This window comes from Actinomadura atramentaria DSM 43919 (genome assembly GCF_000381885.1).
In the GTDB taxonomy this organism is placed as follows: domain Bacteria; phylum Actinomycetota; class Actinomycetes; order Streptosporangiales; family Streptosporangiaceae; genus Spirillospora; species Spirillospora atramentaria.
In genome coordinates, this window is sequence record NZ_KB907209.1 from 597,731 (window position 1) to 613,245 (window position 15,515).

Here is a 15,515-nt window from a genome sequence, read left to right on the forward strand (position 1 = left end):
GCCCGCCACCCTAGCCGTGCGTGCGGAGTATTCGCATAGTTGATTAATCGCCCCTAGACGGGTGTCGGACGGCGGACCTACGATCGGTCTCCGGATACTCAACAAGTTGACTAGGGGATCACCGTGACGACCTTCACCGATGCCGTGCTCGCCGGGGACATCGACGCGATCGAGGCGATGCTCGCCGACGACGTCGTGTTCACCAGCCCCGTCGCGTTCCGCCCGTACCAGGGCCGGGCGATGACGGCCGCGATCCTCGCCGGAGTCGTCCGCGTCTTCGAGGACTTCCGCTACGTCCGCGAGATCCACGACGGCCCGCACCACGCCTACGAGTTCGAGGCCACCGTGAACGGCCTGGAGATCAACGGCTGCGACTTCCTGACCTGCGACGACGACGGCAAGATCCTCGACTTCAAGGTGATGGTCCGCCCGCTGCGCGCCGCCGAGGCGCTCGCGGAGCGGATGGGCGCGCAGTTCGAGGACATCAAGGCCGACGCGGTGGCCCGGTCCAAAGCGGGCGCGTGACGCGCTAGCCTAGGGATATTAGGCAAAATCTAATAGCCCTAGGAGGACGGATGGTACGGGCCGGTTTGACGGCGGACCGGGTCACGCTCGCGGGCGCCGAACTGGCGGACGAGGTCGGGCTCGACCACGTCACCATGTCGGCCGTCGCGCGGCGGCTCGGCGTGAAGGACGCCAGCCTGTACGCGCACGTCCGCGGCCTGGAGGACCTGCGCGGACGCATCGCGCTGATGGCGGCCGACGAGAAGACCATCCGGATCGCCGAGGCCACCGCCGGACGGTCCGGGAAAGACGCGCTCGCCGCGTTCGCGGACGCCTGGCGCGCGTACGCGCACGCCCACCCCGGCCGGTACACCGCGACGCAGGTCCCGACGCGGATCGACCCGGAACTCGCCGCGCGCGCGGCCGGGCCGAGGCGCGCGGTCGAGCTGACGTACAGTATGCTGCGCGCCTACGCGCTGGCCGAGCCCGATCTGACCGACGCCGTCCGGCTCGTCCGCAGCACGCTCCACGGCTTCGTCAGCCTGGAGGCCGCGGGCGGATTCGCGCACGCGCGCCCGGCCGAGGACTCGTGGTCCCGCTGCATCGACGCGCTGCACGTCCTCCTGGAGCACTGGCCCGCCCCCCGCGAAGGAGACGACTCATGATCACCGGAAACCTGCGCGTGGACGGCGCGACGCTGCACTACGAGACGCGCGGCGGCGGCCCGCTCCTGCTGCTGATCCCCGGCGGCGCGGGCGACGCCGCGTCCTACGACGGCATCGCGGACGCGCTGGCGGACGGCCGCACGGTCGCGTCCTACGACCCGCGCGGCATGTCCCGCAGCCCGCTGGACGATCCGGACGCCGCGCAGGACGTCGCCCGGCACGCCGACGACGCGGCCCGGCTGATCGACCTGCTGTCGCCGGACGCGCCCGCCGACGTCGTCGGATGCAGTTCGGGCGCGATCGTCGCGCTGCACCTGCTCACCGCCCGGCCCGACCGGGTGCGGCGCGTCGTGGCGCACGAACCGCCGGTCGTGGAGGTGCTGCCGGACGCCGCCGAGCACCGGGCGCTGCTCGCCCGCGTGCAGGAGACGTTCCGGCGGGACGGCCTGATGCCCGCCGTCATGGAGTTCGCGGCGGGGCTGCGGCGGCCCGGCGACGAGGCTCCCGAACTCCCCGCGGAACTGCCGCCGCAGGCCGCGGCGCGCGCTCAGCGGACGATGGCGAACATGCCCTACTTCCTCGGCCGCATCGTGCCGAGCTTCATGGCGTATACGCCGGACGTCGACCGGTTGGCGGCGTTGTCGGGGCAGCTCGTTCTCGCAGGCGGCGTGGATTCGCGCGGGGAATTGCCGTACCGGCCCGCCGCTTTCCTGGCCGAACGGTTCGGCACGGAACTCGTCCAATTCCCCGGAGGTCACACCGGTCTCAGCAGTCACCCGGCCGAGTTCGCGGCGGTTCTCCGGAAGGTGCTCGACCTCGATTGATCCCTTTCGGCCTGCGGCGCTTCCACTCCCGATTCAATCGGCCATCGACGTCGCGAACTCTCTCAGGTCGGATGAGGACCCGCCTCGCGCGATCCGCCGCCGAACTCAGCAATGTGTTGCGAACCCTCGCAGGGTGGATGAGGACCCGGACCGCCACGCCAGCGTCTCGCCGTACCGGCGCGGTTGCGAACCCTCGCAGGGTGGATGAGGACGACTTCGAGGACCGCGACGCCCGGCTCCGCTTCACCACGTTGCGAACCCTCGCAGGGTGGATGAGGACCTGATGTTCTGCGTCATGTACGGATCGAACCCGAACACGGTTGCGAACCCTCGCAGGGTGGATGAGGACCCCAGGGTAAAGCCGCAGGTCCCGCTGGGGTCAAGCCGGGGTGCTGAGGCGCGTTTTGCAGCGAACCTCCGGTCGTGCGGAAACCCTGGGAGGTTCGCTGCAGAACGGCCGGGCGAGTGATGGGTCGGTCGCGGCGTGTGAGGGCCGGGTGGGCGTCCGGCCGTGTTCGGGGAGGGCGGGTTATTTGCCGAGGCGGGCGGCGTTGGCGGCGCGGCGGGCGAAGACCTCGTCCTGGGCGGTCTCCATTTCGCGGAGCGCGGACTTGCGCTCGCGGTTGGAGAGGCGGTCCAGGTAAAGGCGGCCGTGCAGGTGGTCGGTCTCGTGCTGGAGGCAGCGGGCGAAATAGCCGCGGCCCTCGATGACGAGCGGATTCCCGTCCTTGTCGAAACCGCGGACGACGGCGTGGTCGAGGCGCGGGACCGTCCTATAAGGGCCGGGGACGGAAAGGCAGCCCTCGTTCTCCTTGATGAGCCGGCGTTCGCCCGTCGGGACCTCGTCCAGGACGGGGTTCGCGATGTGGCCGACGTGGCGGACGCCCCATTCGTCGGTGACGTCCCAGACGAAGAGCTGGAGGTCCACGTCGACCTGGTTGGCGGCGAGGCCCGCGCCGTCCGCGATCTGGTTCGTGGCGAACATGTCGTCGATCAGCTTCGCCAGCTCCGGCGTGCCGAACTCGGTCACCTCGCGGAGGCGGCGGCGCAGGATGTCCTCGCCGACGACGGTGATCCGGCGCGCCTCGCCCCGGCCGACCTCCGGTGCCAGCTCCGGGAAGGAGTCGACGGGCACGCCCTGGACGCGCACCCGCCGATCCTGAGCCGTGTCACCGAACCCACGAGCCATGAACCATCAATCCTTCCGCGAACGCCTCAGCCGCCGGGCGGCGTGCCTCGGCTTTGCAAAGTAGCATCCTTTGCAACGTCGCCGTTTGATCAGGCGACCGGGCATCCGGCGTCCGACGCGGTGAGGTCGAACGCCTCCACGATCTCCGTGCAGGTGCCGTGCTCGCCCATGACGCACAGCGCGAGCGCGGGGAAGACGGCGCTGAACGACTCCGGCGGCGGCGCGTCCGCCGGGGCCAGCGCCGGGTCGCGGAACCGCGTCACGGTGATGTGCGGACGGAACAGTTCGCCGATCTCGTCGTAGCCGTACCGGTCGAGATTGGCGGCGGCGACGGGCGGGGCGGTGCGGCGGTGGTCGGCGATGACGCGTCCGACCGGGTCGCGGCGGCGCAGGCCGGTGCGCAGCGGATCGAGGCGCGCGAGAACGGCGTGCTGGAGCCGCGTCACGGCGTCGGTCTTCCGGTAGAAGATCTCGAACATGCCGTGCTCGTTGCCCGCGAAACGGTCGCCCGCCAGGACGACCGGCGGCGTCGCCGCGCCGATCGCCCGCAGTTCGGCCAGGACCGCGCCGAGCCTTTCGGCCGGGAAATTGGCCATGTAGAGGGAAAGGTGCGGGAACGGCCCGTCCGTGCGGAGGACGAATTCCGTCTCCGCCGTGCCGGAAAGCCGCGCGCTGAGTTCCGCCGACCGCGTGTTCACGTCCGCCGGGGGCAGCAGGACGGCGTCATAGACCGGAAGGTCGCCCATGCGGTCAGTGTAGGGAAATCCGGGCGCGGCGCGCGGGCCGTCGCGGTCAATTCAGCGTTCCCCCGGCGTCACAGCGCCGTGGGCGGGACGTACGGCGCGCCGACGCGCGCGTGCGCTTCCTCGATGTTCCGCCAGCGCACGCCGTACCGGAGCGTCCGGACGATCGCCGTGCCGGCCGACCGCGCGGCGATCGGGCCGACCGGGGTGCGCGGCGTGAAGCCGAGCAGTTTCTTGGCGAAATCGGGGAGGAGGTCGGTGGCGGCGCGGCTGAGGACGAGGCTGCCGAGCCGCGTCCCGGCGTCGTCGCCGTACGCGCCGCGCAGGAAACGGATCGCTTCCAGTGTTTCCTCGCTGACGGTGAGGCGCGGCCGCATCATCGCGAAGTAGTCCTCGACGTCCGCGCGGGATTTCGGGACGCCGGTCGCGCCCAGCTTCTCGGAGATCACGGCGTAGTCGGCGAAGTAGCGGTCCAGGTCGCGCCCCCGCAGCGGCCTGGGGTGGTAGCGGACGTGGGCGCGCGCGGCGGAGTACGCCTGCGTGACGCCGGTCCAGATGATGTCGGCGGACTCGGTGGCCGAGTAGGGGCGGCCGTCCGGCATGGTGCCGTGGACGCGTTTGTGCATGGCGCGGATGGTTCCGGTGAGTTTGTCCGCGACGGGGGTGGACCCGTACGTCACGCCCATGACGAAGCTGGCGGTGAAGCCGAGCCGCTTGATCGGGTCCTGGAGGTAGTTCGAGTGCTGGTTCGTGCCGTGCGTGACGGGTTCGTTGAGCGTGCCGAGCAGGAGACCGGAGACGCCGCCGAGCACGCCGGAGACGTCGCCGTGGACGTACCAGATGGCGGAGTCCGGGCCGAAGTATCCGGGGTCGCCGACGGGTTCGGTGTACTGCTCGCCGGGCAGGTGGGCGGCGGCGAGCATCGCCCAGTAGGCGTCGTCGATCATGGCGCGAACGTTCATAAGCAGACGCTTACATGGAATGAGACATCAGGCAAGCTTTGTCTTATCGGTGTGACCCGCGTCTCGCGGGAGAGTTGGGAGGACGTCCAGTGTCCGAGACCACGCGTGAAGTCCGTCTTGTTGCCCGTCCGGTCGGGGAGCCCGTCCCGTCCGACTTCGAGCTCGTCGAGGTACCGGTGGGGGAGCCCGGATCAGGGGAGATCCTCGTGCGCAACACGTGGATGTCGGTGGACCCGTACATGCGCGGGCGCATGAACGACGTGAAGTCGTACGTGCCGCCGTACCGGCTCGGGGAGCCGATGGAGGGCGGGGCGGTCGGGGAGGTCGTCGCGTCGAACGCCGCGAACATCCCGGTCGGCGCGACCGTGCTGCACTCGCGCGGGTGGCGCGAGGTCGCGATCGTGCCGGAAACGTCCGCACAGGTGGTGGACACCGGGCTCGCCCCGGCGCGGACGTACCTGGGCGCGCTCGGGATGGTCGGGCTCACGGCCTATGCCGGGCTCGTCCGCATCGCTCCCGTCGAAGAAGGTGACGTCGTGTTCATCTCGGGCGCGGCCGGGGCGGTCGGGATCATCGCCGGACGCGTCGCGCGGCATCTCGGCGCGGCCAAGGTCGTCGGCTCGGCGGGCGGGCCGGTGAAGACGCGGCGGCTCGTGGAGGAATTCGGCTACGACGCCGCGATCGACTACCGGCTCGGGGACATCGAGGGCCAACTCGCGACGGCCGCGCCGGAAGGCGTCGACGTGTATTTCGACAACGTCGGCGGCGACCACCTGCGCGCCGCGCTCGCAGCGATGAACCCGGACGGTCGCATCGCGCTGTGCGGCGCCGTTTCCGCGTACAACGAGGCCGAGCCGCCGCCCGGCCCGGACAACCTTTTCCTCGCCGTCGGCAAGCGCCTCACGCTGCGCGGATTCATCGTCGGCTACCACCGCGACCTCGCGCCCGAATACGCGCGGCTCGCCGCGGGCTGGCTCGCGGACGGCTCGCTGCGCTATTCCGAAACGGTCGTGGACGGGATCGGCAACGCGGTGGACGCGTTCCTCGGAATGCTGCGCGGCGCGAACACCGGGAAAATGCTCGTCCGCCTCACCGACCGCGAATGACGCCCGCGCGTGGGTAGTGTGGCGGTGGAGGTGCGGCGATGGGTGATGCGCGGCGGCCGGTCGTGTTGCGGCCGGGCGAGGGACGGGCTTATCCGATGGGGCGTATATCGGCAGTCTTCAAGGCCGACGGCGCGGAGACCGGGCAGCGGTATTCGATCTCGGAATGGTGGCTCGAACCGCACACCAAGGGTCCGGGCGCGCATTCGCATCCCGAGGACGACGTGTTCTACGTCCTCGCCGGCACCATGACGGTGCTGGTGGACGGCGCATGGATCGAGGCGGCGGCCGGGTCGTTCGTCCTGGTGCCGGGCGGCACGACGCACGATTTCGAGAACCGCGGCTCGGAGCGCGCCGGGGTCCTCAACATCTCCGCTCCGGGCGGATTCGAGCAGCACATGCCCGGCATCGCGCAGTGGTTCGCCGAGCACCCGCCGGGCGACGCCCGCGCTTGATCGGCGGCGCTAACGTTCGAGGTGGGCGCATATCCCGATGCCCATGTGGAGGAGCCAGATGAAGATCACCCACTTCGGCCATGCCTGCGTGCTCGTGGAGACCGACGGCGGCGGGCGCGTGCTCCTGGACCCCGGCACGTACGCGACCGGGTTCGAGGACGTCACCGGACTCGACGCCGTCCTCATCACCCACGAGCACCCCGACCACGCCGACCTCGACCGGCTGCCCGCGCTGCTCGCCGCCAACCCGGGCGCGCGGCTCGTCGCGGACGCCGGGACGGGGGCGAAGCTCGCCGAGGCCGGGCTGGACCACCGGGTCGCGAGCGACGGCGACAAGCTCGACCTCGGCGCGGCGGCCGTCCGCGTCGTCGGCGGCCAGCACGCCGTCATCCACCCGGACCTGCCCGGACTCGTCAACAACGGCTACGTGATCGACGGCGCGGTGTACCACCCCGGCGACGCGCTCGCCGCGCCGCCCGACGCGGTGGGGGTGCTGCTCGTCCCGGCGGGCGGGCCGTGGATGAAGGCCGCCGAGGGCATCGACTACCTGCGCGCGGTACGGCCGGACGTGGCCGTGCCGATCCACCAGGCGGGGCTCGCGGACGTCCACCAGACCCTGCACTACAACCTGTTCCGCGGGCTCGGGCCGGACGGGACCGAGCTGCGCGTGCTGGAGCACGGGGTCGCGTCGGAACTCTGACGAAAGTCGGCCGGGCCGCCTTCCGCGCGGCCCGGCCGCTCGGTCACAGGTCCACGAGGACCTTGCCGACCGCCCCGTCCTGGACGGCGCGCTGCGCGTCGGCCGTGTCCGCCAGCGGGAACCGGTGGAGCGGGAGCCCGGCGTCCTCGCCCACGGGCAGCGCGCCGTCGGCCAGCGCCGCGTTGACCGCGCGGACGCCGCTGGCCAGCGCTTCCTCGCGGACGGTGTAGAGCACCAGGAACTGGTAGCGCGCGTTGAGCCAGATGCTCGTCCCGAAGTCCACGGGGACGCTGCCCTCGCCGCGGTCGTTCCCGTACACCGCGACCGTCCCGCCCTGGGCGAGGACGGCCGTGTTCAGGGCCGTGTTCGCGGCGGCGGCGACCTCGACGACGATGTCCACACCCTCGGGCGCGATTCGACGGATGGCGTCGGCCGCGTCCGGCCGCGTGTACGCGACCGTGTGGTGCGCGCCCGCCGCCGTCGCCAGCTTCGCCTTGCGCTCGCCGCTGACCGTCGCGATCACCGTCGCGCCCGCCCAGCGCGCGAGCTGGATCGCGGCGTGGCCGACCGCGCCCGCGCCGCCCGGCACCAGCACCGTCACGCCGTCCAGCGCGCCCGGCGCCAGCTCGGCCGGGCCGCCCTCCGCGACGGTCAGCGCGCGGTGCGCCGTCAGCGCGGGGACGCCCAGGGACGCGCCGGTGTCCCAGTCCACCCCGTCGGGCAGCTTGCCGACGCGGTTCACCGGCAGCACCGTGAACTCCTGCGCGGTGCCCGCGTCGGCGCGGTGGTAGGCGGCGAGCAGCGTCCAGACGCGGTCGCCGACCCGCGGCTCCGTCACGCCCGGCCCGACCGCGTCCACCACGCCCGCGCCGTCGTGGTGCGGAACGGTCTCGCCCTCGAGGCGGTCGCCGTTCTCGCGCCGCTTCCAGTCCGTCGGGTTGACGCCGGAGACGGCGATCCGCACGCGGACCTCGCCCTCGCCCGGCTCGGGCACGTCGCGCTCCACGAGCCGCAGAACGTCCGGCCCGCCGTACTCGCCATAGCTGATCGCTCTCATACCAAGCAAATCCCCACTGGACAGCTCGGTATTCCCGCGCGGCGTCGCGGCAGGTCAGGACGTCGTGATCGGGAAATGGCAGGCGACGGTGTGGCCGTCGTCGAGTTGCCGGGGTTCGGGGACTTCGCGGGCGCATTTGTCCTGGGCGAGGGGGCAGCGGGTCCGGTAGCGGCAGCCCGACGGCGGGTCGAGCGGCGAGGGGGACTCGCCGCGCGGCCCGTACTCGGCGTCGCGCGCGGCGGCGTCGGGGCCGGGGTCGGGGTCCGGGTCGGGGATCGAGCTGAGCAGCGCGCGCGTGTACGGGTGCGCGGACGCGCGGTAGAGCGCGTCCGCGGGCGCCACTTCCACGACCTTCCCGAGGTACATGACGGCCACGCGGTCGCACACGTTCTTCACGACCGCGAGGTCGTGCGAGATGAAGACCAGCGTCAGCCCGTAGCGTTCCTTCAGATCCTCCAGCAGGTTGAGGATCTGCGCCTGCACGGAGACGTCCAGCGCGGACACCGGCTCGTCGCAGACGAGGAGTTCGGGTTCCAGGACCAGCGCGCGGGCGATGCTGATGCGCTGGCACTGCCCCCCGGAGAACTGGTGCGGGTACCGGTCGCCGACGACGTCGTAGTCGAGGCCGACTGCGGCCAGCGCCTCGCGGACCTTGGCCTCCCGGGCGGCGGCGTCGCCGCGGCCCCACACGACGAGGGGTTCGGCGACGATGTCGCGGACGCGGCGGCGCGGGTTCAGCGACGACACCGGGTCCTGGAAGATCATCTGCATCGAGGTGCGGATCCGCCGCAGCCCGCGCTCCGACAGCCGGGTGAGTTCGGCGCCGCGGAACCGCACCGAGCCGGACGCGGGCCGCGTCACCCGCATGACGGCGCGCGCGGTGGTGGACTTCCCGCAGCCGGACTCGCCGACGATGCCGAGGGTTTCGCCGGGCAGCACGTCGAAGCTGACGCCGGACACGGCGTGGACGCGGCGGCGTCCGGCCGCGCGGAACTCCACGACCAGGTCCTCGACGCGCAGCAGCGCGGCGTCGGCGGCGCGCAGGTGCGGGGCGGTGGCCGTCACGATGCCTCCTTGCGGTTGCGTTCCAGGGCGGCGGCGCCCTCGGGGGTTCCGACCGGGTACCAGCACGCGAAGGTGTGTCCGGGTTCGCCGGACTCGCGGAGCGGGGGCTGTTCGGCGCGGCACTTGTCCCGCGCGTACGCGCAGCGCGGCGCGAAGCGGCATCCGGCGGGCGGCCGGGTCATGTCCGGCGGACGGCCGGGGATCGCGGCGAGCCGGGTGTGGCCGGGGTCGGCGATCCGCGGGATGGAGCGGACGAGCGCCTCGGTGTACGGCATCCGCATGTTGGTGAACAGCGTCCGGGTGGGGGCGCGTTCGACGACGCGTCCGGCGTACATGACGGCGACCTCGTCGGTGCGTCCGGCGACGACGCCGAGGTCGTGCGTCACCAGGATCATCGCCATGTCGCGCTGGCGCTGCTGGGCGCGCAGCAGGTCGAGGATCTGGGCCTGGACGGTGACGTCCAGCGCGGTGGTGGGCTCGTCGGCGAGCAGCAGTCTCGGCCCGGTGGCGAGCGCGACCGCGATCATGACGCGCTGCCGCATCCCGCCGGAGAGCTGGTGCGGGTACTCGCGCAGCCGCCGCTCGGGTTCGGGGATGCCGACGGACTTCAGCAGCGCGGCGGCCTTGGCGCGGGCGTCGGCGCGGGACGCGCCGGTGTGCAGCCGCAGGTGCTCGGTGATCTGGCGGCCGATGCGCACGACGGGGTTGAGCGAGGTCATCGGGTCCTGGAAGACCATCGCGATCTCGCGGCCCCACAGCCGGCGCAGGCCGTCCTCGTCGAGCGCGGAGATGTCCTCGCCCGCGTACTGGACCGTTCCGCCGCGCACGACGTCGCCGCGCGGCAGCAGCCCCATCACCGACCGGGACAGCACCGTCTTGCCCGAGCCGGACTCGCCGACGACGCCGAGCGTCCGGCCGCGCTCCAGGGTGAACGACACCCCGTCCACGGCCCGCATGAGGCCGCGGTCGGTGCGGAAGTGGGTCGTCAGGTCCGTCACCCGCAGCAGCGGGGACTCCTCGGCGGCGGTCACAGCGCCCCCTCCTTGACGTCGAAGCGGCCGCGGAGCCGGTCGCCGACGTAGTTGAGCGACAGGACGGTCAGGAACATCGCGACGGCGGGCCACAGCGCGACCGCCGGCGTCCGCTCCAGCACGGCGCTCCCCTCGGCGATCATGTTCCCCCAGGTGGGGTCCGGCGGCCGGACCGACAGCCCGAGGAACGACAGCCCGCCCTCGGCGACCATCGCGTTGGCGACGCTGACCAGGCCGAGCGACAGCGCCGACGGCACGACGTTCGGCAGCACCTCGCGCAGCACCGTCCGGTGGGTCCGGGCGCCGACGAGCCGGGACGCCAGGACGAACTCGCGTTCGCTGAACATCAGCGTCGCGCCGCGCACCATCAGCGTCAGCGGCCCGATCGCCAGCAGCGAGATCGCCAGCGTGACGTGCGGCAGCGACGGCCCGAGGAACGTCACGACCGCGAGGCCGAGCACCAGCGCCGGGAACGCCAGCAGCACGTTGGCCGCCGCGGTGATCACCGCGTCCACCCAGCCGCGGAAGTACCCGGCGAGCAGGCCCAGGACCCCGCCGACCGCGAGGCCGACGGCGATGGAGGCGAACCCGACGATCAGCGACACCCGCGCCCCGTAGATCACCCGCGACAGCAGGTCGCGGCCGAGGTCGTCGGTGCCGAGCAGGTGCCCGGCGGACGGTCCCGCGCCCGGCATCGCGTCGCCGAGGTCGCCGGGCCGCGACAGCGGCAGCAGGTCGGCGAGCGCGGCGGCCAGCACGATCAGCGCGAGCCAGCCGGCCGCGACCCAGAACACCGGGCCGAGGCGGCGGCGCGGCGCGGCGGCGTCGTCGGGGGCGGCGGCCGCCGCCGGGACGTCCTTGGTCAGGACGATGGTTTCAGACATGGCGCACCCGGGGGTCGATGATCGGGTAGAGCAGGTCCACGAGGAGGTTCACGAGCACGTAGCCCACCGCGACGACCAGCACGCACGCCTGGACGACCAGGTAGTCGCGCTGGAAGATCGAGTTGAGGGTGAGCGCCCCCACGCCGGGCAGCGCGAAGATGTACTCGACCACGAACGCCCCGCCGATGAGCGAGCCGAGGTTGATCCCCACGGCGGTGACCAGGGAGAACATCGACGGCCGCACGGTGTGCCGCCACAGGACCGCCCGGCCCGGCAGGCCCTTGGCGCGGGCGACCGTCACGAAGTCCTGCTGCAGCGTCGAGATCATCTCGGTGCGCAGCAGCCGGACGTAGACGGCCAGGGAGCCCAGCGCCAGCGTCAGCGACGGCAGCACCATCGACCGCAGGTTCAGCCCGGGGTCGTCGCCGAACGGCGTGAACCCCGTCGCGGGCAGCGCCTTCAGCCCCACCGAGAACACCGACACCAGCAGGACCCCGAGCATGTACGGGGGCATCGCCAGCGTCCCGAACGAGACGGTGGAGGCGATCCGGTCCACCCACCCGCGCGGGTGCCGCGCCGAGTACACGCCGAGCGGCACCGCGAGCGCCAGCGCGATGACCTGCGACAGCACGAGCAGTTCCAGGGTCACCGGAAGCGCGTGCCCGATCAGCGACGACGCGGGCTGGTAGTTGAGGTAGGACTGGCCGAGGTCGCCGGTCAGGACGCCGCCGAGCCAGGAGGAGTACCGCGTCCAGACGGGTTCGTCCAGGTGCAGCCGGGCCGTCAGCTCCGCCACCGACTGCGGAGTCGCCCGCGAGCCGAGGATCGTGTACGCGGGGTCGCCCGGCAGCAGGTTCATCAGCAGGAACGTCAGGACCGAGACGGCCAGCGCCACCGGGACGAGTATCGCGAGCTTCTTCAGAGCCAGCCGGAGCATCGGCTCACACTCCTTGCGGGGCGCCGCTACCGGCGCCAGGTCTCGGTGACGTTGATGACGCCGGTGGTGGTCTTCTGGGCGCGCTTCCCGCCGGGCAGCGTGCCGTTGTCCCAGTTCCGCACGGCCGGCTTGGCGGCGACGAGGTAGACCGCCTGGTTCAGCCAGATGTAGGGGACCTTCTCGGCGAACACCTTCGCGACCTGCTGGTAGGCGGCGACGCGGTCGGCGTCCTTGACGCTGGTGCGGCCCGCCACGAGCGCCTTCTGGAGGTCGGCGTCCTTGAACCGGGTGAAGTTCAGCGACGGCTTGCCGATCGGCGCGGCCGTCAGCTCCGACCACCAGGTGTAGTTCAGGTCGGGGTCGCCGGCCGCGAACTGCGTCCAGTGGACGACGTCGTACTTGCCGAGCAGCGCGTTCAGCACGGCCTGGCCCTGCGCGAGCTGCTCGATCTTGCATTCGATCCCGGCGTTCTTCCACATCGCCTGGACCATCTGGGCGCGCGCGACGGCCGTCTGGTCGTTGAGCGCGGTGAGCGTGATGACGGGCAGCTTGCCCTTCTCCCGCTCGTACTCGGCGACGAGCTGCTTGGCCCGGCTGAGGTTGAACTTGGGGAAGCCCGTCTCGGAGTGGTACGGGGAACCGGGGCCGAACGGGCCGTCGGACGCGGGGTTCACCACGTCGATGACCTTGCGCAGCCGGTCCCGGTCGGTGGCGTACGCGAGGGCCTGCCGGACGCGCAGGTCGTCGAACGGCGCCTTGGCCGTGTTGATCATCAGCGTGTCCATGTTGCGCTCGGTGGCGCCCTTCTCGTCCGTCGCCGACGCGACGGACGAGTCGTCCTTGAGCTGCTGGATCACCTTCGGGCCGACGCAGTGGACGAGGTCGACGTCGCCGGCCTTCAGCGCGTTCGCGCGGGACTGGTCGTCGGCGATCGGCTTGAACACCACCTGGTCGAGGTAGGGCAGGCCGTCCCGCCAGTACTTCTCGTTGCGGACCACGACGAGCTTGTCGTTGGGCGTCCAGCTCTGGAACTTGAACGGGCCGGTGCCGATCGGCTTGTCGGCCAGGCCGTTCTTGTCCTTGAGCATCGCCGGGGCCAGGACGACGCCGCAGTACTCGCTCAGGTAGTACGGGAACGCGGGCCACGGGGTGTGCGCGGTGACGACGACCTCGTCGCCCTTGGCCTTGACGTCCTTGACGTTCAGCAGCGCGGGGCCGTTGCTCTCGGACTTCCAGTTCGCGGTGAGGCTCGCGGCGATGGCGGCGGCGTCGCAGGGCGTCCCGTCGTGGAACGCGACACCGGCGCGGGCCTTGATCCTGAACTCGGTCGCCTCGTCGTTGACGGTGATCGACTCGGCGAGGTTGGGCGCCCACTTGCCGTCCGCGTCGATGCGGGTCAGCGTGTCGAAGATCGTGTTGCCGTAGATGAGCCCGACGGTGTCCCAGTTGGAGACGAGCGGGTTGAACCCCTTCTGCTCGGCGAGGACGCCGACGGTCAGGGTGCCGCCGCGCTTCGGGGTCTCCGTCGAGACGCCCGGCTCACCGTCCGCGGCGGTGCCGTCCGACGACGAGCACGCGGCCAGCAGGCCGTTGCCGCCACCGGCGAGCATGACGATCCCCAGGGCGGAGCCGGTTCCGCGGGCCAGGAAGCCGCGGCGGCTGAGTTCATCGTGCATGGTGCTGTTCGCCTCTCGAAAGGCCAGGTGAGCTGGCCGAACCTGCGCTTGCTGCAACAGATTGCGAAGTGGTGTAACAGTAACAGAAGTCACTCAAGTGTCAATACAGATGTTTCCTGAATGTTTCAGTACTGCTCGTGCGGGGCGACGCCTCCGCGCACCGCCCGGCCGCCCGCCGGGGGTGCTGCGGCCGCGCCGGTTCCGCGGTTACTTGAGGGCTTCTCGCAGTTCCCGCTTGAGGACCTTGTGGCTGGGGCCCATCGGGAGTTCGTCGAGGATCCTGATGATCCTCGGGTACGTGTGGCGGGCCAGGCGCTCGCGGGCGTAGGCGCGGATCTCGTCCTCGGTGGCCGTGGCGCCGGGGTGGAGGGTCACGGCGGCGCAGACCTCCTCGCCGGACACCGGGTCGGGGAGGCCGACGACCGCCGCCTGGGCCACGGCGGGATGGCGGGTGAGGACTTCCTCGACCTCGCGGGGGTAGACGTTGAAGCCGCCCCGGATGATGAGGTCCTTCTTGCGGTCGACGACGGTGATGAAGCCGTCGGGGTCCTTCGTGCCGATGTCGCCGGTGCGCAGCCAGCCGTCCACCAGGGCGGCGGCGGTGGCGGCCGGGTCGTCGAGGTAGCCCGCGAAGACGTTGTGGCCGCGCATCACGATCTCGCCGGGGGCGCCGGGCGGGAGGAGGACGACGCGGTCCTCGGCGTCCGGGTCGGCTATTTCGACCTCGACGCCCCACTGGGGGTGGCCCACGGTGCCGGGTCTGGTGCCGAAGCGGGTCTGGTTGGCGGTGCCCGCGCCCGTCGTCTCGGACAGGCCGTAGCCTTCGAGGATCTGGGTTCCGAACGTCTCCTCGAAGCGTTCCAGGACGGCCACCGGAAGGGACGCGCCGCCGGAGACGCAGACGCGCAGGGGAGGACGCGCCGGGGTCGCGCCGGCGGCCTCCAGCAGGCGGACGTACATGGTCGGGACGCCCGCGAAGACCGTGGCCTTCTCGGCGGCCATCAGGTCCAGGCACGCGGCGGCGTCGAAGCGGGGCTGCAGGACGAGCGTCGCGCCCGCGCGGAAGGCCGTGTTCATCGTGACCGTCTGCCCGAACAGGTGGAACAGCGGCAGGCAGCCGAGGACCGTGTCGTCGGGGGACAGGCCGTCGCCGTCGAAGGCGTTGACGGTCGCGTTCATCACCAGGTTGAGGTGGGTGAGCAGGACGCCCTTGGGGCGGCCGGTGGTGCCGCTGGTGAAGAAGACGACGGCGGTGTCGGACGCGTCGCGGGCGACGGCCTCGGCGAGTTCCGGGCCGTCCTCGGTCAGGTCGGCCACGGCCAGCGCGGGGACGCCCGCGACGTCGGCCGCCTCGGCCGCCAGGTCCCGGTACGTCCCGTGGTACAGCAGCGCGGCGGCGGACGCGCTCGCCACCGTCCGCGCCGCCTCGGGGGCGGTGAGCAGCGTCGGGACCGGCACGACGGTGGCCCCGGCGGCGAGGACGCCGTAGTAGCCGGTCACGAACTCGACGGCGTTGGGCGCGACGAGCGCGACGCGGTCGCCCGGCCCGACGCCGCGCGCGGCCAGCGCGCCGCCGACGCGGCGGGCGAGCCGCCACACCTCGGCGTAGTCGAGGCGGCGGTCGCCCTCCACCAGGGCGGTCGCGGCGGGGGAGCGGCGGGCGGCGGTCGCCAGGACGGTGGCGAGGGAGAGCGCGGTCATGGTGCCTCCGGGGGGTGGG

The 15,515-nt window shown here is 72.0% G+C and carries 16 protein-coding genes and 1 CRISPR repeat array; of the genes, 6 read left to right on the forward strand and 10 right to left on the reverse strand.

Going from position 1 to position 15,515, the window contains the following annotated elements:
* Positions 1 to 123: 123 nt before the first annotated feature.
* The 3 genes from G339_RS0106755 to G339_RS0106765 are packed head-to-tail and all read left to right on the forward strand — an operon-like array spanning position 124 to position 1,993.
* A complete protein-coding gene (locus G339_RS0106755) occupies positions 124 to 525 on the forward strand; it encodes a nuclear transport factor 2 family protein (RefSeq protein WP_019630312.1) in 402 nt (133 codons plus the stop codon).
* A 50-nt stretch (positions 526 to 575) separates the two neighbouring features.
* Positions 576 to 1,169, forward strand: coding sequence for a TetR/AcrR family transcriptional regulator (locus G339_RS0106760; protein WP_026341215.1), 594 nt, complete (start codon positions 576 to 578; stop codon positions 1,167 to 1,169).
* Complete coding sequence (locus G339_RS0106765; RefSeq protein WP_019630314.1) at positions 1,166 to 1,993, forward strand: alpha/beta fold hydrolase; 828 nt, start codon at positions 1,166 to 1,168, stop codon at positions 1,991 to 1,993. Before G339_RS0106760 ends, G339_RS0106765 begins: the two co-directional genes overlap by 4 nt.
* A gap of 49 nt (positions 1,994 to 2,042) precedes the next feature.
* Positions 2,043 to 2,342: direct repeats of the CRISPR family, unit length 30 nt; unit sequence GTTGCGAACCCTCGCAGGGTGGATGAGGAC.
* A 180-nt stretch (positions 2,343 to 2,522) separates the two neighbouring features.
* On the opposite strand, the gene def is transcribed toward G339_RS0106765, so the two are convergent.
* From def to G339_RS32850, 3 genes are all read right to left on the reverse strand, one after another.
* Positions 2,523 to 3,182, reverse strand: coding sequence for a peptide deformylase (gene def, locus G339_RS0106770; RefSeq protein WP_026341216.1), 660 nt, complete (start codon positions 3,180 to 3,182; stop codon positions 2,523 to 2,525).
* An 89-nt stretch (positions 3,183 to 3,271) separates the two neighbouring features.
* Entirely contained in the window at positions 3,272 to 3,928 is a 657-nt protein-coding gene (locus G339_RS0106775; RefSeq protein WP_019630316.1) for a hypothetical protein, read from the reverse strand.
* Positions 3,929 to 3,996: 68 nt separating this feature from the next.
* Positions 3,997 to 4,872 (reverse strand): oxygenase MpaB family protein, encoded by an 876-nt coding sequence (locus G339_RS32850; protein ID WP_051107782.1) that lies wholly within the window; start codon positions 4,870 to 4,872, stop codon positions 3,997 to 3,999.
* Between the two features lie 104 nt (positions 4,873 to 4,976).
* Here G339_RS32850 and G339_RS0106785 point away from each other — a divergent pair, with 104 nt between their 5' ends.
* From G339_RS0106785 to G339_RS0106795, 3 genes are read left to right on the forward strand one after another with little or no spacing between them, the layout of a single operon-like run.
* Positions 4,977 to 5,993 carry an NADP-dependent oxidoreductase gene (locus G339_RS0106785; protein ID WP_026341217.1) on the forward strand — a complete coding sequence of 339 codons (1,017 nt, stop codon included), beginning with the start codon at positions 4,977 to 4,979 and terminating at the stop codon, positions 5,991 to 5,993.
* A 38-nt stretch (positions 5,994 to 6,031) separates the two neighbouring features.
* Positions 6,032 to 6,445, forward strand: coding sequence for a cupin domain-containing protein (locus G339_RS0106790; RefSeq protein ID WP_026341218.1), 414 nt, complete (start codon positions 6,032 to 6,034; stop codon positions 6,443 to 6,445).
* Positions 6,446 to 6,503: 58 nt separating this feature from the next.
* Positions 6,504 to 7,145 carry an MBL fold metallo-hydrolase gene (locus tag G339_RS0106795; protein WP_019630319.1) on the forward strand — a complete coding sequence of 214 codons (642 nt, stop codon included), beginning with the start codon at positions 6,504 to 6,506 and terminating at the stop codon, positions 7,143 to 7,145.
* A 43-nt stretch (positions 7,146 to 7,188) separates the two neighbouring features.
* Here the strand turns inward: G339_RS0106795 and G339_RS0106800 are convergent, their stop codons facing one another.
* The 7 genes from G339_RS0106800 to G339_RS0106830 form a co-directional block, all read right to left on the reverse strand.
* On the reverse strand, positions 7,189 to 8,202 hold the full coding sequence (locus tag G339_RS0106800) for an NADPH:quinone reductase (RefSeq protein WP_026341219.1): 1,014 nt from the start codon (positions 8,200 to 8,202) through the stop codon (positions 7,189 to 7,191).
* A 54-nt stretch (positions 8,203 to 8,256) separates the two neighbouring features.
* Positions 8,257 to 9,267 (reverse strand): ABC transporter ATP-binding protein, encoded by a 1,011-nt coding sequence (locus G339_RS0106805; RefSeq protein WP_019630321.1) that lies wholly within the window; start codon positions 9,265 to 9,267, stop codon positions 8,257 to 8,259.
* Entirely contained in the window at positions 9,264 to 10,298 is a 1,035-nt protein-coding gene (locus G339_RS0106810) for an ABC transporter ATP-binding protein (protein WP_019630322.1), read from the reverse strand. Before G339_RS0106810 ends, G339_RS0106805 begins: the two co-directional genes overlap by 4 nt.
* Positions 10,295 to 11,182 (reverse strand): ABC transporter permease, encoded by an 888-nt coding sequence (locus G339_RS32855; RefSeq protein ID WP_019630323.1) that lies wholly within the window; start codon positions 11,180 to 11,182, stop codon positions 10,295 to 10,297. The genes G339_RS0106810 and G339_RS32855 overlap by 4 nt, the downstream gene beginning before the upstream one ends.
* Positions 11,175 to 12,119, reverse strand: a complete 945-nt coding sequence (locus G339_RS0106820; RefSeq protein WP_019630324.1) for an ABC transporter permease — start codon at positions 12,117 to 12,119, stop codon at positions 11,175 to 11,177. The genes G339_RS32855 and G339_RS0106820 overlap by 8 nt, the downstream gene beginning before the upstream one ends.
* A gap of 26 nt (positions 12,120 to 12,145) precedes the next feature.
* Positions 12,146 to 13,795, reverse strand: a complete 1,650-nt coding sequence (locus G339_RS0106825) for an ABC transporter substrate-binding protein (protein ID WP_019630325.1) — start codon at positions 13,793 to 13,795, stop codon at positions 12,146 to 12,148.
* Positions 13,796 to 14,002: 207 nt separating this feature from the next.
* On the reverse strand, positions 14,003 to 15,496 hold the full coding sequence (locus G339_RS0106830) for a long-chain-fatty-acid--CoA ligase (protein WP_019630326.1): 1,494 nt from the start codon (positions 15,494 to 15,496) through the stop codon (positions 14,003 to 14,005).
* Between the last annotated feature and the right edge of the window lie 19 nt (positions 15,497 to 15,515).